Consider the following 20478-nt stretch of genomic DNA (forward strand, 5'->3'; position numbering starts at 1 on the left):
AAGGTTTGCTGAATTAGACGAAATCGGGAAAGTATTGAGCATTTAGTCTCTCCGTTCCATGCGAAGCCAGTTGCAACATCGGGAGTGATCACGCTTCTTCTTGATGTTTCATAAAATCAACAGTTGCGATGATGCCTTGTTCGTAAGGAGTTTTTGGCAGCGGCCCGATTCTTTTTTCAAATTTTTCACCCGATAATACGACAGGCTCTTCGACTAAGTACATCATTTCAACCATTTCCTTCATCATCGGGCTGAATAACCCTAAAAAATAAATCATCGATTTCGTGACAACACTTACTTTCTTTTCATATTGAAGCTTTTCCCTCAAGATTTGAATAATTTCCCGCCCGGAAATAACTCCCGCCCCCGGTATATTCCAGTGCTCATGATAGGTATCGTCCCTTAATGCAAGCTCAACTAAAGCTTTGGCACCGTCCGGCAAAAAAATATATTCCCTCGGTATATTTAAATCCCCGATAAATTGAGATCGTTTATTTTGGACAACTTTTTTTAACGTATGATGCAACAATGTTTTTTCCCCACATGGACCGTAAAAATCGGGGAAGTGAGCGATTAAGTAGTCTACTCCGCTCTTTTCCACCATTTCAGCAAGCCGCAATCGTATTTTTCCTTTTTTAGTATGAGGATTTTTCGGATCAGTCTCGGACATTGTTTTTCCATTTGACCGTCCATATGCATAAATATTATCAACGACAACAAGCTTAGCTTTTTCTTTTTTTGCTGCCGCCAGCACATTTTCCATGATGATCAGTAGATCTCTCTCCCACTGCGGATACGGTATGTTAATGGCATGGAAAATCCATTCCGCACCTTCGCATGCTTGCAAGATGCTGGATCGATGGAGGGCATCTCCAGCGACAATGCTGACGCGATCGTTCAAACGGTGAAGCATTTTTTTCATTTTTTCTGTATTGCGGGCTACGCCGACAACCTCAATATTCTCTCTATTCAGCAATTCATGAACTAAATTGTAGCCCATTCCGCCTGATGCACCTAAAATAACCGCTTTTTTCATCCTTTTTACCTCCGATCTTAAAATTAACCATTGGTCAATAATATGCAAAAAAGTAAATAAGCTTAAGTGCTTATTACTTTTTTCAACTTAAAAATCCTTTGATTAAAAAAGCAACATATTGTTCAGCAAGTCCTTCCATATCTTTATACTCAGCATCGGTCTGTACATATTTCGTTACAAAACCGCTTACTGCAAGAAACAAACACCAAATGACTGTTGGATTTGCTTTATCTGGAGCAAACTGAAAAATAGCCTGCGCAAAACGTTCATATGACTTATTCGGCTCTTGCTCCATCAGCATATCAAGCTCGAGATTTTTTGTTAAAAACATCAGCTTATAATGACTTTTATATGTCAGCCCGAATTCAATAAACTTTAACAAGATCGTTTTTACAGCTTCTTCTTTAGAAGCATACGAGGCTTGCAGCACTTTTTCTAACAGCCCGTCTAAAAATTGAAAATCCGTCTGCACAATTTTATAAAAAAGCTCTGCTTTATTTTGAAAATGATAATAAAGCGCTCCATGTGTGCAGTGCAATTCTTTGGCGATTTCTCGCATGGAAACATGTTCATATCCTTTTATGACAAAAAGCTCTCTAGCAGCATTCATAATTGCCTCTTTCGTTAATTCAGTGTCTTTTTTTCTAGGAGCCAATTGTTCCATTCCTTTCTTAACAACAACAAGCGTGCCTCTGATTTTGGCGTGTTGGCATTTAGCTGCATTCTTATTTATTAACCGATGGTTAATTATATTTTAATCCTTTTTTCGTTTTTAAGCAAATGTTTTTCTCTTCTTATGATACAAACTGCTATAATGTTGTTATAAAATCTTTACAGCTGGATGGAGGTAACAAAATGACAATGAAAAAAGCCTTGACGATCGCAGGTTCCGATTCCAGCGGTGGAGCAGGTTTACAAGCGGACTTAAAAACGTTCCAAGAATACGGAGTTTATGGAATGACTGCGGTCACTACAATTGTAGCAATGGATCCTCATAACGGATGGCAGCATCAAGTATTCCCTATTGAAATCGATACCATAAAGGCCCAGCTCGCAACGATTATAGAGGGAGTCGGTGTAGATGCCATGAAAACCGGAATGCTCCCGACAGCAGAAATTGTCGAGCTGGCAGCAGATACAATTAAAAAATATAATTTAAAAAACACGGTCATCGACCCTGTCATGGTATGCAAAGGGGCAGATGAAGTGCTTTATCCCGATCATGCGGAAGCGATTCGCAATTCTCTGACAAAAGTCGCGACGGTTATTACTCCAAATCTCTTTGAAGCAGGGCAATTGAGCGGGTTAGGTACTATTCAAACGGTCGATCAAATGAAAGAAGCAGCTGCCATTATTCATGATCTTGGTGCAAAATATGTTTTGGTGAAAGGCGGCGGAAAGCTTGAACATAAATATGCTGTTGATGTTTTATATGACGGAAAGGATTTTGAAATCCTAGAAGGCGAACGAATCGACACAACCTATACACATGGTGCTGGGTGCACATATTCAAGCGCGATTACAGCTGAACTAGCAAATGGCAAAACGGTTAAAGAAGCCGTTTATTCCGCCAAAAAGTTTATTACAGCAGCCATCCGCCATTCCTTTCCTTTAAATCAATATGTCGGCCCAACTTGTCATGCCGCATTAAGATTATACGAATAAATAATAGAGCCGAATCGATTAGCTCACGACCATTGTGGCTGTTCGTTCGGCTCTTTTCATGTTAATAATCCATATTTTTAACTTTTTGCTTTACTTCCTCAATATTTCTCATTTTATTTTCCCAGCACAATTCGCTCAGATCAACAGGGTATTCGGCAGGATTTAAAATGCGTTTATATTCATCCCATAACAGCTCCAAATTTTCTTTTACATATGACCGGATTTCTTCCAATGAAGGACATTCATACGTAAGCTCGCCATCAACAAAAATATCGTGATGCAAATCCTTTGCCGTAAAATCGGTTACATATTTTTTGATAAATGTATGGACAGGATGGAACATTTTCAGCCGCTTTTCTTTTTGCGGCTGTTCAAAATGTAATGTAATATAATCTCCTTCAGCCCTCTTATCCTTGTTGTTGATAATTCGATATACATTTTTCAAGCCTGGTGTTGTCACTTTTTCCGGATTTGATGAAATTTTTATTGTATCGACTAATTTGCCGTCGTCCCCTTCAATGGCAACCAATTTGTACACAGCTCCCAATGCAGGCTGGTCGTAGGCGGTAATTAGCTTCGTTCCAATCCCCCACACATCGATTTTCGCTCCTTCAGCTTTTAAATTGACAATCGTATGTTCATCAAGATCGCTCGAAGCTATAATTTTTGCGTTATGGAAACCAGCATCATCAAGCATTTTTCTCGCTTTTTTGGACAGATATGCCAAATCCCCGCTGTCAAGGCGAATACCGATAAAATTAATTTTATCGCCAAATTCTTTTGCGACCCGAATGGCATTCGGAACACCGGAGCGAAGCGTATCATATGTATCCACCAAAAAAACGCAGTCTTTATGAGTACTTGCATATTTACAAAATGCAACATATTCATCACGATACGTTTGAACAAATGCATGTGCGTGGGTTCCGGAAACAGGAATTCCGAAAATCTTCCCTGCTCGGACATTGCTTGTCCCATCGAAGCCGGCAATATAAGCTGCACGGGTTCCCCAAATAGCTGCATCCATCTCATGGGCTCTTCTTGTTCCAAATTCAAGCGCTGATTCATTTCCAATAATTTGTTTAATTCTTGAAGCCTTTGTTGCGATAAGCGTTTGATAGTTCACAATATTTAAAAGAGCTGTTTCAATAAGCTGCGCTTCCCCTAGAGGGGCTTCCACACGCAAAATCGGTTCATTTCCAAATACAAGCTCTCCTTCTTTCATGGACCGAATCGTGCCGGTAAAACGAAGGTTCTCCAAGTAACGGATAAAATCTTCTTTGTAATTCAGCTCTTCCCTTAAATAAGCAAGGTCCTCTTCTGTGAAGCGGAAATTTTGTATATAATCAATAATTCGTTCCAGGCCGGCAAAAACAGCGTAACCGCTCCCAAAAGGAAGTCTTCTAAAAAACAACTCAAAAACTGCCTTTTTTTGGTGGATGTCATCCCTCCAATACGATTCGACCATGTTGATTTGGTATAAATCGGTATGGAGCATCAAACTATCATCATTATACATTTTCATCATCATGAAACCCCCATAATATTTAATCGCTGTCTGTTCCATACGGAATGTTGAAATGTCCAAGAGGCCCATTTGTGTCTAGCGGCGATGACAGATGGATGAAGCCTGTTCAGCAAAAATTTGAAACCTTTCAGAGCGGGCATCCCCTTCAAGCTTCCTTGCAATCTATCAGATCTTTCTAACGGGCTTAATCGTTGAAACAAATCTCAAGGACGAATCTCCATTATATTATGAAAGCACTAACCGTATTGTACTCCTTTCTATACCGTCATTCAATATTTGCCAAAATTAGTGTCCATTTTAAAAGCCGAAATTACCTAATCCTGCTTCTTTTACTATGAGAGGGTGATTTTGGCAAATTTTTCAAATAATCGGGATAATCCGTAATAATTCCATCGACATTCATGGCCATCAAATGTTGAATATCGTGTATATCTCTAGCTGTATAAGGCATAATTTTCATGCCGCTCTGATGAATCATATAAACTAATTTAGGGGTTACAAGCGCTTTATTCGGATTGATATATGTCGCAAATGCTGCATATTGTTGTAAATGCTCCTCCGTAATAGCGCCATGTCTATATCCGATGAGCACTCCAAGAGAAATCGACGGCAAGACACTGTGGAATTCCTGTAAAAAAGCGGTATCAAAGGATTGAACGACCACATTCAGTTGCTGATCCCCTTTTTCGATCAGTTCTTTTGCCAACCTCTCTACAATGCCGAACTGCTTTTTCGGTTCTTTAACTTCTATTAAAAAATTGATCTTCCCCCTGTATTTCTTAAGGACATCGCATAAAAGCGGTATTTTTTCTCCGGAAAATTTTCGATGAAACCAGGCTCCAGCATCAAATTGTTTTAGTTCTTCATATGTGAAATTTTTAACTAAACCTGACCCGTTTGTTGTACGATCAATCGTTTCATCATGAATAACAGCGAGCAACCCGTCTTTCGTCATCCGTACATCCAATTCTAAATAATCCGCCTTCATGTCAATAGCGAGATCAAAAGCTGCAAATGTGTTTTCCGGAGCATATCCAGATGCTCCCCGATGTGCGACGGTAATTGTTTTGTTAGGCTCTTTTTGAAAATGAAATATTTTATAAAAAAAGCGGTGAACATAATAACGAACATAATCAAGCATGCATAACCATCCCCGTTTTTTTAGATTTATACTAAATAACAATCACTTACATTAATTTATAACATTTTTTTTACAATTTTATTTTTCTTTTGCAGGATATTTCGTTTTGGAATAGAATAGTATTTAGAATATAAAAAATTTTTAATTAACGCATCTTACAACACACCATTGTTTCCAGCCTGCACCTCATGATGAGAAGTTTTGGCCAAATCTCCTCTTCATAACACCCATTTCGCTTTTGTCCCGGATTATGCCCTATGCAAAAAATCTTAAGTTCAAGGAGAGTGATGGGATGATTAGAAAAGACGTGATGACAAAAACATGGGGAAATAAAGAAATTGTGACAAGTCCGTTTTATGGTGTCATAAAAAAAATTATGACCGAAGCAAAAAACCGGATTTATGAATGGGAACCGTTGTTTACCATTCAAACGGATGAGGGTACTCTTGTCCAAATCAGCGTCGGTATTGGAGGAATCATTGACAAGCTGTTCGTCAAAGAGGGAGATCGGGTTATTCCTGGAGCAGTCTTAGCATATATTGATGAAGATTTAATAGTCACTGGCAGCGATTAAGAATTAGGACCCCTAAGAAGAAAAAAGGGGTCCAGTAATAGCTACTTGTATTGAGCAACAATTTTTCTCAACCGGTTATTTAACGATTTAAGCATCCAATCCCGAAAGATCTCCTGTTTTTCTTCCAATGTTAAATAATACTCGGCGCCAGCTCTCCCCTTTGCAAGATCCGTTATATGTTTAATTGACAAGGCAGCAGCAACGGAAATGTTTAAGCTTTGCACAAATCCTTTCATAGGAATTACAAACGTTCTGTCAGCCATGTCAACCGCCTCTTTTGAAACACCGCTATGTTCATTTCCAAAAACAAGGACAGTCGGTCTGCTTACATCAAGCTTTTCAAGAGGAACAGCCTGTTCACTCAAATGGCTAACATATATTTGATATCCTTTCTTTTTTAATTGACTGATGGCTGCACAAATATCTGATTGATAATCAATTGTCAACCATTTGTCTGCACTTTTCGTCACCAATTCATTAGGGGCAAAAGGCGCTCTTCCGGTTACAACCGTTACATTCTGCACGCCAAAAGCTTCGGCAGAACGAAGAACAGCCGCTTGATTATGGCCGTCATCCACCGCTTCCAACAATATGGAAACGTAACGAGTCCGTTCCTTCAATACCTCATATAAACGATTCAGCCTTTCCGGCACAATCATATCAAGAATTTGGCGATCCTCATCATTTACAATCTTCTCTTTCAGCAATAATTCCACAATATTATTTTCTTTATTAACATTCACATCCCTTTACCTCCTTGAAAGCACGTGCGGGCAAGAAGATCGAACGTTCTCATTTATTATACGTCTTCTCCAAAAAAAATCTACCTCCTATAGCTGGACACGTTATAGATCAGGTTAAATATAAACAGTTTATCCACATTATCTTTGTACTGTTTCGTTCGTACTCATTAGGCAAAAACCCAAAGTATAAACATTTGTTTTTTAAAAGAAGAGAATTTCCGCAAAGCTTCTTTGTATATATCAACGTATATTCACAGGAAATCCCCCTACTATAAACAGCTTTTACACATATTTTATCCACATATCCACATTAGCTATCCACATTTCGTATTGGCACATTTGTTCCCTACTACATATATGATTAAATAATTCACATTTGTTGATAAACTTATCCACTTATGCACAGTTTACAAACAGAAAACACTCAATTGCTTGTTTTGAACAAAAAAATCCCGAAAAGAGGTTTCGTAACCTTTTTTCCGGACGCGCTTATGTTAATAGTGATGTTGATGGCCAAAGGACATAACCCATATAGACCCTGCAACAATGACAATGGCGATATAGATCCCGTAATAAATCATTGTTGCCTGCCAAGAACCGCTTTCCCTCAGGTGGACCGCCGATCAATTGTTTTTTCAGGGTATTTTTCCTATATTCCCCAAATAAAAGATAATGGGAGAGTGTTTTCAAGGAGCAAAACTGGATAAGCCGAAAAATGACGGTTTCCATTCATTATTTCAAAAGCTTATAACCGATTTATCATTCTAGATGTGCTTAAGTAAGAAAAGAAGAAATGGGTAAGCAGCCGGTCTCAAATCTTAGAAGCGAATGCCAGAACCTTGCCTGGAAAGGGGAAAAATAAACAAATTCATGCTGAAAAGAAGAATCGGGATCAATGACAAAAATACGATTTTCTGTTCAAAAATAAAGCTCCTATCTTCATAAAATCGAGATAGGAGCTGAAGCTTCAGTTTAAATTCAATCCTTTTTGCTCAACAAATTGCTTCATGTACATTCTTGTCGGATTCGAAAGCATGCGAGCCATTTGACCAGTCCAAGTATCTTTGCGAATCCCGTTTGTTCGCTGATCATAATAATTGGATACTATTTCATTATATTGTTCAAGCTCGCGCACATATGCTTCTTGATCTTGCTTATATTCTTCCTCATGATAAATATGCTCAAAAGGTATTCTTGGTTTTTTCGCCGTTTCTTTTGCAGGGTAGCCGACAGTTAATGCAAAAAGAGGGATGACCTTGTTTGGAATTTTCAACAGCTTCGATACTTCTTCTAAATTATTGCGGATGCCTCCGATGTAGCAAATGCCGAGTCCCATTGACTCAGCCGCTAACGCAGCATTTTGAGCGGCCAGTGCAGCATCAATGAGAGCTACCATAAATTTTTCAGTGCTCCTCAATGAATCTTCTACATTTTTGCCTTCCATTTCACCAATGACTTCATGACGGTGCAAATCAGCGCAAAAAATAAATAAATGTCCGCTCTTCTCTACGTAAGCTTGGTTTCCTGCCAGTTCAGCGAGCTTTTTTTTCGTTTGTATATTTTTCACCCCGATAATGGAATAGGCTTGCATGTAACTTGAAGTTGAAGCGGCTTGGGCGCATTCGACAATTAATCGGATTTGCTCATCTGTCAAAGGCCGATCCTCAAAATGACGAACGGAACGGTGATTTAAAATGGTTTTGATAATGTCGTTCAACATAATCATCCTTTCTATGATCCCACTTATTTTTTGAAAAATCACACTTCTTCCAATCCAAGTATTAACATGAAAATGCTGCTCTTTCAAATGATTCGTATTGAAAAATACGTTTTTTATAGCTCCTTTTTCAGTGAAAGCTCCAAGCACCTAATTTTACCATCGCAACGCTCCTGTATTGTAAACAACAAAATTTTTCGAATTTACGTTATTAGAAAAATTAAATTTTAAAAACGACCCTATAAACATTTCACAATTTGTATGTGAATTCCTACTTCTGTCCATTGATTTCCCAAAATAGGGCAGCACTTTTCTGAACTTAAAAAATAGGGATTGAAAAAACAAAAAAAATCATCTATTCTGATAATTATAGTTTCATATAGTGTTCCAAGCAGCAGGTGCGTCATATTGCATCCGGCAATATGCGCTTAAAAGGGAAGATTGGTGAAATTCCAACACGGTCGCGCCACTGTGATGGGGAGCTTTCGGCCAACATCCACTGTTTCAATTTTGAAATGGGAAGGAGGATCGAAAGCGATGATCCTAAGTCAGGAGACCTGCCTGTTGTATGCACTGCCACCTACGCGTCATAGGGAGGAGTGATGAAGCCATGTTGAGATTTAAGCCCTTCATGTATCTCAACACGAGTTAGAGTCCACAATTCCCTCTTTTACGCGTAAAAAGAGGTTTTTTTATTTATGTGTTGAGATACAAATCAAATGGGGGTGTCAATATTGACATTAATTAGTTCAAATCTTGGCTATCCAAGAATTGGTGAAAGAAGAGAATGGAAAAGAGCGCTGGAATCATTTTGGAACGGAAACATTTCAGAAAGCAGCTTGGAGGAAACATTAAAAGATATACGTCTTCTCAATCTGAAAAAACAGAAGGAAAAAGGAATAGACCTGATTCCTGTCGGAGATTTTTCATTATATGACCATGTCCTCGATACTGCTTTTATGTTTGGGTATATTCCTTCTAGATTCCAGCATATGGAGCCGACTTCATTAAAAACATATTTTGCAATGGCTAGAGGCTCTGATGAAGCAGAAGCAATGGAAATGACCAAATGGTTCAACACAAACTACCATTATATTGTTCCGGAGCTTGAAAATAAAACGCCGGTGTTAGTTAAGAACCGTCTGCTTGAACTTTTTCAGGAAGCGAAAAACGAGCTGAATATTGAAGCAAAACCGGTTTTGCTAGGTCCAATTACTTTTTTAAAGCTGGCAAAACAATACGATCAACACGATTTCCATAAACATTTGTCTGCTTTAATTCCTGTTTACGTCCAATTGTTGACGGAACTTGCTCAGGCCGGTGCGAAATGGGTGCAAATTGATGAGCCGATTCTTGTACAGGAGCTAGATGATTCATCGATTCCTTTGTTTAAAGAGGTATACGATGCTTTCCACAAAGCGCTTCCTTCGTTAAATATCATTTTGCAAACATACTTTGAAAGTATAACCCATTATCAAGAAATTGTGTCTCTTCCTGTCGCTGCAATTGGCCTGGACTTTGTACATGATCATGGCGTCAATCTGTCGAACATCAAAACGCTCGGCTTTCCGAAAGACAAAATTCTCGCAGCTGGTTTGATCGACGGCCGCAACATTTGGAAAGCATCCTTAGTATCGAAAGCTAAGGAAATCGATGATCTTGCGCAATATGTAGATATTGACAGATTGATCATTCAGCCTTCTTGCAGCTTGCTTCATGTACCTGTCACAGTTCAAAACGAACAGAGCTTGCCGTCCATATTGAAAAATGCTCTTTCCTTTGCTGATGAAAAATTGGATGAAGTAAATGAACTCGCTCAATATGCAAAAGGGAAAAGAACGATCGATGATTTAAAACAATATGACCGCTCTTATACGGATTTTATCCATTCTTCCTTTCGGACAAATGAGAAGGTTCAAGAGGCCGCCAAAAATATCGGAGCATATCCAACGAAACGCTTGGATTATACCGAACGGCAAAAACTGCATAAAAAAAGATGGAATCTGCCGATTTTACCAACTACTACGATCGGAAGCTTTCCGCAGACGAAAGAAATCCGGCAAATCCGCTTAAAATGGCGGAAAGGCGAATATACAAACAAGCAGTATGAATCGGTCATCAATAATGAAATAAAAAAATGGATTGACATTCAAGAGCAGCTCGGTTTAGACGTATTCGTCCATGGGGAATTTGAACGGACCGATATGGTCGAATTTTTCGGGGAAAAATTAAATGGAATTGCTGTTACGAATAACGGCTGGGTGCAATCATACGGGTCACGATGCGTGAGACCGCCGATTATTTACGGAGATGTAGCATTTGATCAGCCGATGACCGTAAAAGAAAGCGTATATGCACAATCACTGACAAGCAAGCCTGTTAAAGGGATGCTGACAGGACCTGTCACGATCCTAAACTGGTCATTTGTGCGCAATGACATCGACCGTATAAGCGTTCTTCGCCAGCTCGCCCTTGCCATTCGCGAAGAAGTGCTAGCTTTAGAGAAAAATGGAATAGGCATGATTCAAGTTGATGAGCCTGCATTACGTGAAGGATTGCCTCTGAAACAATCAAAACAAAAAGAATATATCGAAGGAGCTGCTGAAGCCTTCAAGCTCGCCACCAGCTCTGTTCGCCCGGAAACACAAATCCATACTCATATGTGCTATTCGCAATTTGAAGATATCATGGAGGCAATTGATGACCTTGATGCGGATGTCATTTCAATTGAATCTTCCCGAAGCCATGGAGAGCTTGTTCATGCTTTTGAAACGTATCAATATAAAAGAGAGATTGGCTTAGGCGTATATGACATTCACAGCCCGCGAATTCCATCCGTTGAAGAAATGGCAAAAAATATCGACCGCGCCTTAGCAGTGCTTGACGTGCGCCAGTTTTGGGTTAACCCTGACTGCGGCCTAAAAACAAGATCAGTGGATGAAACGATTAGTGCTTTAAAAGTCATGGTCGAAGCTGCGAAAACCTATCGAGAAAAAATAACTGCTGCACAAATTTAAGAAAAGTATGGCCCGATTCTCTCAGCAGTCAAATCCCGATGAAACCGGCAGAAATGTCAGTTTCTATACTTTCATTTAAAAAAGGAGCCTTGCCGCTCCTTTTTACGTTTATAAAAGAAATCCCCTTTCGCCGACTTTCAAAAGCCGAACCTATATGTAAATATTTTATATCCACAAAATCTTATTGAAAAAAATGTTTCACATCGTTGCTTTCTTCAGTTGAGCTGCACTTTCCTTAACATCATCCGCTAGACAAATGGCAGAAATGACGGAGATGCCGTCTGCTCCGCTAGCGATCACCTGACCGGCGTTGGCGATGTTGATCCCGCCAATTCCGACAATAGGGATGTCGATCCCTTGTTTGCGCATGCTTTCAATCAATTTTGGGCCTTGTGGCTTTTTTGCATCCTCTTTCGTGTTTGTAGAAAAGATTGGCCCCACACCGATATAATCAGCGCCTTGGACAACCGCCTTTTGCGCCTCTTCAATTGTATGTGCAGAAACGCCTAAAATTTTGTCACCGATTTTTTTCCGGACAAGATCAGCCGGTTCATCCTCTTGCCCGATATGAACGCCGTCTGCATCTAGTTCAATAGCCAGATCAACGTCATCGTTGACAATAAACGGAATGTGATGTTTTTGGCAAATAGCCTTCAGCTCTTTTCCAAGCCGCCATTTTTCTTCGCCTGTTAAAGCCCTCGCACCTTTTTCACGGTATTGAAAAAGCGTAATTCCGCCCGCAATCGCCTCTTCAAGCACATCAGCAGGCTTCCTTTTGCAGTTTACACTGCCCATAATAAAATACACCTTTAGCAGCTCCCGCATTTTATTTGCCGACACTCGCGCCATGTTTATCACCTTTGCTTTATTTTTTTATAAAAGACCCTTTTTTCAGCAACTCGTCTCCCGTCACCTTTGCCAGCTGGTTCAATAATTCGATTTGAAAGCTTCCAGGACCTTTTTCTTCCGTTAAATCAAATGCGATTTCTGCAGCGACCCCATAAGTGACGAGGCTGGCTACTGAAGCAGCAAGAAAGTCCTTTTCAACGGCTGAAAAAGCACCGATAATGGAGGTCAATAAACAGCCTGTTCCGGTAACTTTTGTTAAAATTGGATGGCCGTTTTGAATCAAATACGTTGTCTTCCCATCCGTTGCCACGTCTTCTTTTCCGGTAATGACTGCAACTGTATTCAGCTCTTCGGCCGCTTTTTTGGCCAGCGAAACAGGATCAGCAGCTGAATCCACCGCATCCACCCCTTTCATTGCAAGCTTTTCACCTATCACATTGGCAATCTCAGGTGCATTCCCGCGAATAACTGAGATGCGAACCTCCTTTAATATTTCCCGAACAGCTTCCGTCCGGTAAGGGGTGGCGCCCGCACCGACAGGATCTAAAATGACTGGAACCCCGTGTTCATTCGCTGATTTTCCTGCAATAATCATTGCTTCGATTACTTCAGGAGATAATGTGCCAATATTTAAAACGAGCGCGCCGGATATTTTCGCCATATCCGCAACCTCTTCCTTTGCATACGCCATAACCGGAGAAGCGCCGATCGCCAGCAAACCGTTTGCTGTAAAGTTGGTGACGACGACATTCGTAATGTTGTGGACGAGAGGATTTTGGGCGCGAACCTTTTCTAGCGCCAAAATCAATTGTTCTTTATTCATTTTCTCACTCCTTCTAGAAAGCTAAAGCACCTTGCCCAAGCTGCAAAGTGCATCATGTATTGGAAATTATTCCAACAAATTCCGTAATTCCCCAACAAATTTGAACGATAAGACAGAAGAATTTGTATTTTCAGGTTGATGCCAAAAGTTCTGCACCTGCTTTTTTATGATAATTTCTGCCAATCATTATACTCTCTTTTTATTTACAATCCAAATTTTCGTCTTCTTCATGAAAAATTTGCTCTTTATCCGCCTGCAATTGTTCATTTTAACATGACACTTTTTATGATATAATCCTGAATCCGTGACAAAACATCTTTACAATGGTCGCAAACCGTTGATACGATAAGGGAAAACGACGTTGACGATTCTTCATCAAGTAGGTGATGTGATGAAAGATTTCCCGATTCGGTTTGTATTGACAGATGAAGCGATTACCCCAAGTGCTGGGCTTGCTCTCGTTGGCTACTTACTCCATCGAACGAAACTGGATAAACGGGTAAACGCACTTCGGCTTCCAACGGTTCGTCGAGAAGTGCACATTTCCCATAGCGATGTCATTCGCTCGATGATTGGCTTGCTTGCCACAGGAAAAACGGATTTCGATCATATCGAAGCGTATCGTCAGGACGATATCTTTTCGGCATCGATGGGGATTCAGCACGTGCCTTCCTCTCCAACCTTGCGACAACGACTCGATCAGCTCGCTTGTCTTCCGATGACCGAAACGATTCTTTGGGAGGAGTCCATACGTCTGTTGATTCAACGACATGCCACTTTGTCCCCTTGTTGGACCAAAGGAAAGACGACATGGCTTCCCCTTGATATAGATGGTTCCCCATTTGACAACTCCGATACGAAAAAAGAAGGAGTCAGTCGAACGTATAAAGGATTTGACGGTTTTACACCGTTGTTTGCGTATGCAGGGAAGGAAGGGTATCTCGTTCATGCCGAGTTGCGTCCAGGGAAACAACATGTGCAAGACAACATGCCCTCGTTTTTAGTCACCGCTATCCGTCGAGCTCGTCAACTGACTTCATCTCGTCTGCTTGTTCGCATGGATGCAGGAAACGATGCAGAAGCGAATGTGCACGTATGCCTAAAGGAAGACGTGGACTTTGTCATCAAGCGAAACTTACGCCGAGAATCGAAAGCGCTTTGGTTCCAGATCGCTTCGCAAAAGGGCAAACGTGTCGATGATGGACAAAGCGAAGGAGTACAAACCTATGAGCTATGCCTTCCACAGAAGGCAGCGATCGATGGAAACACGTATACGTACGTTCAAGTCACCCAAGTGACGGAACGGACGATGGAACGCAATGGACAGCTGATGCTCGTTCCTGATTATGAAGTGGAAAGCTATTGGGTGCGGCTCAAAGGATACGAGCATGTTCGAATGAGCGATGTGCTCGCGTTGTATCATGACCATGCGACATGCGAACAGTTTCATAGCGAACTGAAGAGCGACTTAGATTTAGAGCGGCTTCCATCTGGGAAGATGAAAACGAATGCGCTCGTGTTGGTCATGGGAGCCTTCGTTTACAATCTTCTTCGTCTGATTGGACAAGATCTATTAAGCGATCCGAGACATCCGTTGCACCACAAAGTGAAACGCCGCCGCATCAAGACGATTATTCAGACGGTGATCACGATGGCAGGGCGACTCGTCCGTCGATCACGACAGATCTGGATGAAACTGACGCGAAGGAGTGGCTATAGCGAGCCCCTACTGAACGTCTATCAGAAATGGAGAGAGGCAAGATAACGAACGAATGTTCGGGCACTGATGTCCAACGTCACTCCCTGTGCTTTTTTGTCTATTTTTTTGGTTCGTATACCTAAAAAAGAGATTTGTTCCATTTTCGGAAATAGAGATGACATAGGTCATAAGCATAAAAGGGGTTTTATGGATTATCAATCCATCAAAATTACAACAAAATCAAAGTCGATTTCAATTCATCACGGATTCAGGATAATTTCAAATAAAACAATCATTTCGAATCAATATGCATGTTATTGAAAGAATATACATCTTTCATTTATAATAGACCAGTGAATGTCGAAACGAATTTCATTCTTTGATTCATTTATAAGGAGGTACTTATGAAAAAATATTTTAGCAAAATAATTGCACTTGCTGTTTTCACAAGCCTAATGCTTATACTTTCAGCATGCGGCGCAGGAGGTTCTGAAGGCGATAAAGGAGAAAGCAGTGAGAAGAAAGAAACGTTAAAGGTTGTTACAAACGCAGCATACGCTCCGTTTGAATATATCGACAAAGGTAAAGTTGTCGGCTTTGATATTGATTTCATAAACGCTGTGGCTAAAGAGGCCGGTTATAAAGTAGACATTAAACATACCGGATGGGATCCAATGTTTGCTGAAGTTCAAAGAAAACAAGCTGACTTGGCAGCTTCCTCTGTGTCCATTACTGAAGACAGAAAGCAAACATACGATTTTTCTGTTCCGTATTTTGAATCAACTCTTATGATTTTAGTTCCTGAAGACAGCGATATTCAAAATGCGCTTGATCTGAAAGGCAAAAAAGTTGCTGTCCAAAACGGAACAACCGGTCAGACAGCCGCTGAAAAAATACTTGCCGGCGATGGAACGGTTAAAAAATTTGAAGACAACGTCCTCGCGATCATGGAACTTCTGAACGGAGGCGCAGACGCAGTTGTGGCCGATAACGCGGTTGTCAACGAATATATTAAAAATAATCCGGACAAAAAATTGAAAGCAATTAAAGATCCGGAACATTTCGATTCGGAGTTTTACGGTCTAATGTTCGCGAAAGGAAGCAAATTAAAACCAGAACTTGACAAAGCGATCAATACACTGTTTGAAAACGGAACGTACAGTGAGATTTATAAAAAATGGTTTGGTGTCGAACCAGATATTGATATATTAAAAAATCAGCAATAATTTTCAGCATTCCACAGGTATTTTGCTTGTCCGGAATGCACGCGGGGAGATATATGTATGAATTTTCGTTTTGATCTCATAGCTGAATATGCACCCTTTTTCTTCCAAGGAACGCTTGTAACAATTGGGCTCTCTCTTGGTGCAATCGCCATCGGCACCATTTTGGGTCTTTTTATCGGCATCGGGAAAATTGCTCAAAATAAATTTATTCGCCTGCCCTTTTCATGGTACGTTACATTTTTCAGAGGCACGCCTCTTTTTGTCCAGATGCTGCTCGTTCATTTCGGGCTCGTACCGCTGCTAATCGGTGATACGAATGGAATTATAGCGGCAATTGTTGCACTTTCTTTAAACTCTGCCGCCTACATTGCAGAGATATTCCGTGCAGGTATTCAATCGATTGATAAAGGACAGATGGAAGCTGCAAGATCTCTCGGTATGAGCCATAAACAGGCGATGCGCTATGTCATTTTGCCGCAGGCGACGAAACGGATGATTCCGCCTCTTGGCAATGAATTCGTCATTTTAATAAAAGAGTCGTCAATCGCCGCCATCATTGCCACCCCTGAGCTGATGTATTGGGGACGGGCTATGCAGGGGCAATATTATATCGTTTGGGAGCCATACCTCACCGTTGCGCTCATCTATCTTGTTCTGACATTGTCCTTAAGCAAATTATTAAGCCTTGTTGAAAGGAGAACAACAACCGGATGATTCAAGTAAAACATTTAAAGAAAAGCTTTGGGAATCTTGAAGTGTTAAAAGACATCAGTGTAGACATTAAAGAAAAAGAAGTTGTATGCGTCATTGGTCCATCCGGTTCAGGCAAAAGCACGTTTCTTCGCTGTTTAAACAAGCTTGAGGACATTACGGCAGGACAGGTTATCGTGAACGGTCAAGATATTACAAATCCAAACTTGGACATTAATAAAGTTCGCCAAGAGGTTGGAATGGTGTTTCAGCAGTTTAACCTATTTCCGCATAAAACAGTGTTGGAAAATATTACACTTGCTCCGATAAAAGTAAAAGGAGTCTCGGAACAGGAAGCAAACGAAAAAGCTTTGCAGCTGCTGAAAAAAGTGGGATTAAGCGAAAAAGCTTCAAGCTATCCAAGCGAATTATCAGGGGGCCAAAAACAGCGCGTTGCCATTGCCCGCGCTCTTGCAATGAATCCTAAAATCATGCTTTTCGATGAACCTACATCCGCCCTCGATCCAGAAATGGTCGGTGAAGTGTTAACAGTGATGAAAGAATTAGCGGCGGAAGGAATGACGATGGTCGTCGTGACGCATGAAATCGGATTTGCCAAAGAAGTGAGCGATCGAGTGATTTTCATGGACGGCGGATATATTGTAGAGGAAAACACACCTAGCGAGCTTTTTAACAATCCTAAACACGAACGAACAAAAGCTTTTTTAAGCAAAGTGCTGTGAACAAGGCAAGTATCCGGCATGCGGGTTGACTTAAACTCCTTTTCAATCAAATCTCATACGAATTCATTTCGGACAAGCCGAAAAGCTTGTCCTTTATCTTTTTCTCAATGGAGCTTCTCCCCTCTTACGCACTACACACTCGTTCTTCATATATTATTTGCCATCAGCATCCAAAAGTGTTTGGACGGTAAGCCTTTCGTATATTTCCCAGCCTGAAGTTCCTGCTTGGAAGTACTATTTGAATTGTCGTAGCATCGCGGCTTGTACCAAAGTTGTTCAGCTTTTGAAGACTGACATTTCTCATCTTGGATTAGAAAGCAGAAGGCACAGATGCCGATAACACATCCAATTTTTTTAGGTCAGTAACTTTTTTTCTAAAAAAAACAGGGTCTAAGACCCTGTAAGCAAAAAAACATTAAATTTCATATTTATACTCGCGGTATGCATCAATCAAGAGGAAAATTGCCGTTATGATATGCATCACCATTCCAACAATCGGAATCCATGCAATGCAGGAAGTAATAATTCCTAAAATGCTGCCATGCTTGTTTTTATTTGTTATAATGGCAAAAATCAACGTCACAAGGTGCAGTACAAACATAAACGCCAAAGGCGTCCATAGGAAAGATAATATAATCGTTCCACCTATAACTGGAATTCCGAAAAATGCTTCAAGACCCCCGCTTACCCATTTTAAAATGTTGACTACTGACATATAAATCCACCTCTGTATCCGTTTTTTCAATATACGAATTTGCGAATTGAAATGTTTCAAATATTCTTCAGCCCGGCACAAAAACTATTTTTACAAGACAATTCATCTTGTTAGAGTTTTCACAATTTTTATTTTATGATAAAATCTTACAACAAAATAAATTTTAACGGGAGTTTATGGAGATGACATATAAACTTTTATTTTTGGACATAGACGGAACAATTTTGACACCGGATGATCAAATTCAAGAATCTACGAAAAGAGCTGTAGCTGCAGTTCAGAAACAAGGTGTAGAGGTCTTTCTGGCAACAGGGAGACCTTTGCATGAAATTTCGCATATCGGCAAAGAGCTGAACGTTCAATCGTTTATTGGCTATAACGGCGCATTTACGGTTTATAGGGGCCGCGAGATTTTAAAAGAGCCGATGAATCCAGATATTGTTCAAAACTTTGTGCATACCGCCAAACACCATGGACATGAGCTCGTCATGTATACAAGAGAAAAAAATGTCCTTAGCTCGTTTGATTCCCCTGCCATAAAAGATTTCATTCAAAAATTTCATTTACAAAAAAATGAGTTGTTTTCGTATGATATCATCGATCAAGTTTTAGGAATGACGATATTAAATTTAGCTGATCGCGATGTTTCTCTTTATGAAAAAGACGATCTTATATACTTATCCCAAGTGAATATCGAAGGCCTGGCCCAATGCTACGATGTCATTAGGGAAAAGGTCAATAAGGGCAAAGCTGTCAAAGCAATATTAAATTATCTTGGCGTGCCAAAAGAAAGCGCCATTGCCTTTGGCGATGCCATGAATGATAAAGAGATGCTCTCAATAGTCGGCGAAGGTTTTGCAATGGGGAACGCAGATCCAAACCTTTTGCCATATGCGAAGCACCAAACAACAGACGTAACAAATTCCGGTGTCTATCACGGTTTGAAAAAGCTTGGTCTCGTTGAATAAGTAAGAAGACTGTGTAAATAGTCTTTTCCCTGCCAAATAGACAGTTGTAAAAAAAGATTATGCAAAACTGTGTTTCGGTATTCAGCTGGAGCACAATGCAAAAATTGTTGTTTTACAGTGAGAAAAATACAACATTTCTACTTTAAGGAAAAAAAGGACTCGATGCAGCGTGATCCAGGCAGATGTCTTTGCCAGAACGGCTGCCATGTGACCGAGTCCTTCTATTCTGCTTAGACGAATACCAGAAAATAGAAAACTGGTCTTCCCTCATCTTCAAAACGAAGTGAGTCATCTTTGTTCACATTGGAAAGAAAAAACGGGCGATGAAGGTTTTGCGGCAGGGAGAGGACCGAATTAATTTATTTGACGAAATAAACTGAAAGGTCAGGAAATGTGCTCCTAATTATGAGCGTGAACCGATACAATATATATTCCTTTATCCGCATAAAAAGAAACGATTAGACTATTATTGAAATCATGAGCAATCGATTGGTGTTCAGAATTACTGGAACATACTGAGTTAACTTTATTGCATATAGTTTATGAAGGTGTATTTATTTTATCCTCATGAGTGGAAAGGAGAAAAAGCTTTGATAAAAGCAATTATTTTTGATTTCGACGGTTTAATTATAGACACAGAGACTCCCTGGTTTGAGGCTTATAAAGAAACTTTAGGTTATTATAATGTTGATTTGCCCCTTGAACATTATGTAAAAAGCGTTGGGTCAGATAATACAGTACTTTACGAGTTTTTCAAACAACAATTGGGAGAAAGCTGTAATATTGAGGAAATTGATGCCAAAGCAGAAAGCATTTATAAAGAAAAGATGAAAACACCTCAGGCACGTGAAGGTGTAAAGGATTATTTGCAAGAAGCAAACGATTTAGGATATAAAATTGCTATTGCTTCAAGCTCCACAAGGGAGTGGGTAACTCATTATTTAGATGAACTTGGGGTGTTAAACTATTTTAATACTATTATCACGCAGGATGATGTTGAGAAGGTAAAACCGGCACCTGATTTGTATTTAAAAGCAGTTGATGCCTTAAACATCAGCTCAAACGAAGCATTAGCATTTGAAGATTCTTTAAATGGGCTCCAAGCAGCTCTAGCTGCTGGACTGAAATGCGTAATTGTGCCAAATCCAGTAACGAAGTCTTTACCTTTCGAAAATTATGATTTGCGACTTCAATCCATGGCAGAAAAAAGTTTGAGCGATGTCATAAAACTTATTGAACAATAAAGAATTAAAATCTCGTATTAATGCTAAGGCTCTATCAAATAATATTTGATAATTCGCTAGATAAAGAACCCCCAAGGAGGTCCTTTATCTAGCTGCTTCC

18 protein-coding genes and 1 riboswitch are annotated in these 20478 nt (G+C 40.1%); of the genes, 9 read left to right on the top strand and 9 right to left on the bottom strand.

All coding sequences use genetic code 11. From position 1 onward, the window contains the following. Positions 1 to 88 precede the first annotated feature (88 nt). Together NSQ44_RS17605 and NSQ44_RS17610 are read right to left on the bottom strand one after the other, a co-directional pair. The gene (locus NSQ44_RS17605) at positions 89 to 1036 is read right to left on the bottom strand and encodes an SDR family NAD(P)-dependent oxidoreductase (RefSeq protein WP_340857842.1); all 948 of its coding nucleotides are present in this window, start codon (positions 1034 to 1036) and stop codon (positions 89 to 91) included. Between the two features lie 82 nt (positions 1037 to 1118). Beyond that, a complete protein-coding gene (locus NSQ44_RS17610; RefSeq protein WP_340857843.1) occupies positions 1119 to 1691 on the bottom strand; it encodes a TetR/AcrR family transcriptional regulator in 573 nt (190 codons plus the stop codon). A 200-nt stretch (positions 1692 to 1891) separates the two neighbouring features. Here NSQ44_RS17610 and NSQ44_RS17615 point away from each other — a divergent pair, with 200 nt between their 5' ends. Then, a complete protein-coding gene (locus tag NSQ44_RS17615; protein WP_066251370.1) occupies positions 1892 to 2701 on the top strand; it encodes a bifunctional hydroxymethylpyrimidine kinase/phosphomethylpyrimidine kinase in 810 nt (269 codons plus the stop codon). Positions 2702 to 2762: 61 nt separating this feature from the next. Here NSQ44_RS17615 and NSQ44_RS17620 read toward each other — a convergent pair whose 3' ends face one another. After that, on the bottom strand, positions 2763 to 4229 hold the full coding sequence (locus tag NSQ44_RS17620; protein WP_066251373.1) for a nicotinate phosphoribosyltransferase: 1467 nt from the start codon (positions 4227 to 4229) through the stop codon (positions 2763 to 2765). Between the two features lie 310 nt (positions 4230 to 4539). Further along, positions 4540 to 5370 carry a glycerophosphodiester phosphodiesterase gene (locus NSQ44_RS17625; protein WP_340857845.1) on the bottom strand — a complete coding sequence of 277 codons (831 nt, stop codon included), beginning with the start codon at positions 5368 to 5370 and terminating at the stop codon, positions 4540 to 4542. 292 nt (positions 5371 to 5662) lie between these two features. Here NSQ44_RS17625 and NSQ44_RS17630 point away from each other — a divergent pair, with 292 nt between their 5' ends. Next, positions 5663 to 5944 carry a biotin/lipoyl-binding protein gene (locus NSQ44_RS17630; protein ID WP_235600486.1) on the top strand — a complete coding sequence of 94 codons (282 nt, stop codon included), beginning with the start codon at positions 5663 to 5665 and terminating at the stop codon, positions 5942 to 5944. A gap of 41 nt (positions 5945 to 5985) precedes the next feature. On the opposite strand, the gene NSQ44_RS17635 is transcribed toward NSQ44_RS17630, so the two are convergent. Together NSQ44_RS17635 and nfsA are read right to left on the bottom strand one after the other, a co-directional pair. Next, positions 5986 to 6687 carry a TrmH family RNA methyltransferase gene (locus NSQ44_RS17635; protein ID WP_063389076.1) on the bottom strand — a complete coding sequence of 234 codons (702 nt, stop codon included), beginning with the start codon at positions 6685 to 6687 and terminating at the stop codon, positions 5986 to 5988. A gap of 967 nt (positions 6688 to 7654) precedes the next feature. Continuing rightward, a complete protein-coding gene (nfsA, locus tag NSQ44_RS17640; RefSeq protein ID WP_340857851.1) occupies positions 7655 to 8404 on the bottom strand; it encodes an oxygen-insensitive NADPH nitroreductase in 750 nt (249 codons plus the stop codon). A gap of 379 nt (positions 8405 to 8783) precedes the next feature. After that, a riboswitch (cobalamin riboswitch) is annotated at positions 8784 to 8983 on the top strand. 140 nt (positions 8984 to 9123) lie between these two features. Here nfsA and metE point away from each other — a divergent pair. Then, positions 9124 to 11421, top strand: coding sequence for a 5-methyltetrahydropteroyltriglutamate--homocysteine S-methyltransferase (gene metE, locus NSQ44_RS17645; RefSeq protein WP_340857856.1), 2298 nt, complete (start codon positions 9124 to 9126; stop codon positions 11419 to 11421). Positions 11422 to 11619: 198 nt separating this feature from the next. Here metE and thiE read toward each other — a convergent pair whose 3' ends face one another. Together thiE and thiM are read right to left on the bottom strand one after the other, a co-directional pair. Further along, a complete protein-coding gene (thiE, locus tag NSQ44_RS17650; RefSeq protein WP_340857859.1) occupies positions 11620 to 12270 on the bottom strand; it encodes a thiamine phosphate synthase in 651 nt (216 codons plus the stop codon). A gap of 16 nt (positions 12271 to 12286) precedes the next feature. Then, on the bottom strand, positions 12287 to 13093 hold the full coding sequence (gene thiM, locus NSQ44_RS17655) for a hydroxyethylthiazole kinase (protein ID WP_340857862.1): 807 nt from the start codon (positions 13091 to 13093) through the stop codon (positions 12287 to 12289). Positions 13094 to 13484: 391 nt separating this feature from the next. Here thiM and NSQ44_RS17660 point away from each other — a divergent pair, with 391 nt between their 5' ends. From NSQ44_RS17660 to NSQ44_RS17675, 4 genes are all read left to right on the top strand, one after another. Continuing rightward, the gene (locus tag NSQ44_RS17660) at positions 13485 to 14858 is read left to right on the top strand and encodes an IS1380-like element ISGsp2 family transposase (RefSeq protein WP_044899598.1); all 1374 of its coding nucleotides are present in this window, start codon (positions 13485 to 13487) and stop codon (positions 14856 to 14858) included. A gap of 338 nt (positions 14859 to 15196) precedes the next feature. Then, the gene (locus NSQ44_RS17665) at positions 15197 to 16018 is read left to right on the top strand and encodes a basic amino acid ABC transporter substrate-binding protein (RefSeq protein ID WP_327863461.1); all 822 of its coding nucleotides are present in this window, start codon (positions 15197 to 15199) and stop codon (positions 16016 to 16018) included. Between the two features lie 57 nt (positions 16019 to 16075). Then, the gene (locus NSQ44_RS17670; RefSeq protein WP_340857869.1) at positions 16076 to 16732 is read left to right on the top strand and encodes an amino acid ABC transporter permease; all 657 of its coding nucleotides are present in this window, start codon (positions 16076 to 16078) and stop codon (positions 16730 to 16732) included. Then, on the top strand, positions 16729 to 17451 hold the full coding sequence (locus NSQ44_RS17675) for an amino acid ABC transporter ATP-binding protein (protein WP_063389086.1): 723 nt from the start codon (positions 16729 to 16731) through the stop codon (positions 17449 to 17451). Before NSQ44_RS17670 ends, NSQ44_RS17675 begins: the two co-directional genes overlap by 4 nt. 415 nt (positions 17452 to 17866) lie before the next feature. On the opposite strand, the gene NSQ44_RS17680 is transcribed toward NSQ44_RS17675, so the two are convergent. After that, complete coding sequence (locus tag NSQ44_RS17680) at positions 17867 to 18166, bottom strand: hypothetical protein (RefSeq protein WP_094244754.1); 300 nt, start codon at positions 18164 to 18166, stop codon at positions 17867 to 17869. 182 nt (positions 18167 to 18348) lie between these two features. Between NSQ44_RS17680 and NSQ44_RS17685 the strand changes: the two genes are divergently transcribed. Further along, the gene (locus NSQ44_RS17685) at positions 18349 to 19134 is read left to right on the top strand and encodes an HAD family hydrolase (RefSeq protein WP_094244755.1); all 786 of its coding nucleotides are present in this window, start codon (positions 18349 to 18351) and stop codon (positions 19132 to 19134) included. A 593-nt stretch (positions 19135 to 19727) separates the two neighbouring features. Then, a complete protein-coding gene (locus NSQ44_RS17690; RefSeq protein ID WP_235600489.1) occupies positions 19728 to 20378 on the top strand; it encodes an HAD family hydrolase in 651 nt (216 codons plus the stop codon). Positions 20379 to 20478: the final 100 nt, after the last annotated feature.

The organism is Aeribacillus sp. FSL M8-0254 (assembly GCF_038008845.1).
Lineage (GTDB): Bacteria > Bacillota > Bacilli > Bacillales > Aeribacillaceae > Aeribacillus > Aeribacillus composti.

Bases quoted from the DNA above. Each gene is read 5' to 3' on its own strand.
- NSQ44_RS17605 (WP_340857842.1), bottom strand. From the start codon at position 1,036: ATGAAAAAAGCGGTTATTTTAGGTGCATCAGGCGGAATGGGCTACAAT.
- NSQ44_RS17615 (WP_066251370.1), top strand. From the start codon at position 1,892: ATGACAATGAAAAAAGCCTTGACGATCGCAGGTTCCGATTCCAGCGGT.
- NSQ44_RS17620 (WP_066251373.1), bottom strand. From the start codon at position 4,229: ATGATGAAAATGTATAATGATGATAGTTTGATGCTCCATACCGATTTA.
- NSQ44_RS17625 (WP_340857845.1), bottom strand. From the start codon at position 5,370: ATGCTTGATTATGTTCGTTATTATGTTCACCGCTTTTTTTATAAAATA.
- NSQ44_RS17630 (WP_235600486.1), top strand. From the start codon at position 5,663: ATGATTAGAAAAGACGTGATGACAAAAACATGGGGAAATAAAGAAATT.
- metE (WP_340857856.1), top strand. From the start codon at position 9,124: ATGGGGGTGTCAATATTGACATTAATTAGTTCAAATCTTGGCTATCCA.
- thiE (WP_340857859.1), bottom strand. From the start codon at position 12,270: ATGGCGCGAGTGTCGGCAAATAAAATGCGGGAGCTGCTAAAGGTGTAT.
- thiM (WP_340857862.1), bottom strand. From the start codon at position 13,093: ATGAATAAAGAACAATTGATTTTGGCGCTAGAAAAGGTTCGCGCCCAA.
- NSQ44_RS17660 (WP_044899598.1), top strand. From the start codon at position 13,485: ATGAAAGATTTCCCGATTCGGTTTGTATTGACAGATGAAGCGATTACC.
- NSQ44_RS17665 (WP_327863461.1), top strand. From the start codon at position 15,197: ATGAAAAAATATTTTAGCAAAATAATTGCACTTGCTGTTTTCACAAGC.
- NSQ44_RS17670 (WP_340857869.1), top strand. From the start codon at position 16,076: ATGAATTTTCGTTTTGATCTCATAGCTGAATATGCACCCTTTTTCTTC.
- NSQ44_RS17675 (WP_063389086.1), top strand. From the start codon at position 16,729: ATGATTCAAGTAAAACATTTAAAGAAAAGCTTTGGGAATCTTGAAGTG.
- NSQ44_RS17680 (WP_094244754.1), bottom strand. From the start codon at position 18,166: ATGTCAGTAGTCAACATTTTAAAATGGGTAAGCGGGGGTCTTGAAGCA.
- NSQ44_RS17685 (WP_094244755.1), top strand. From the start codon at position 18,349: ATGACATATAAACTTTTATTTTTGGACATAGACGGAACAATTTTGACA.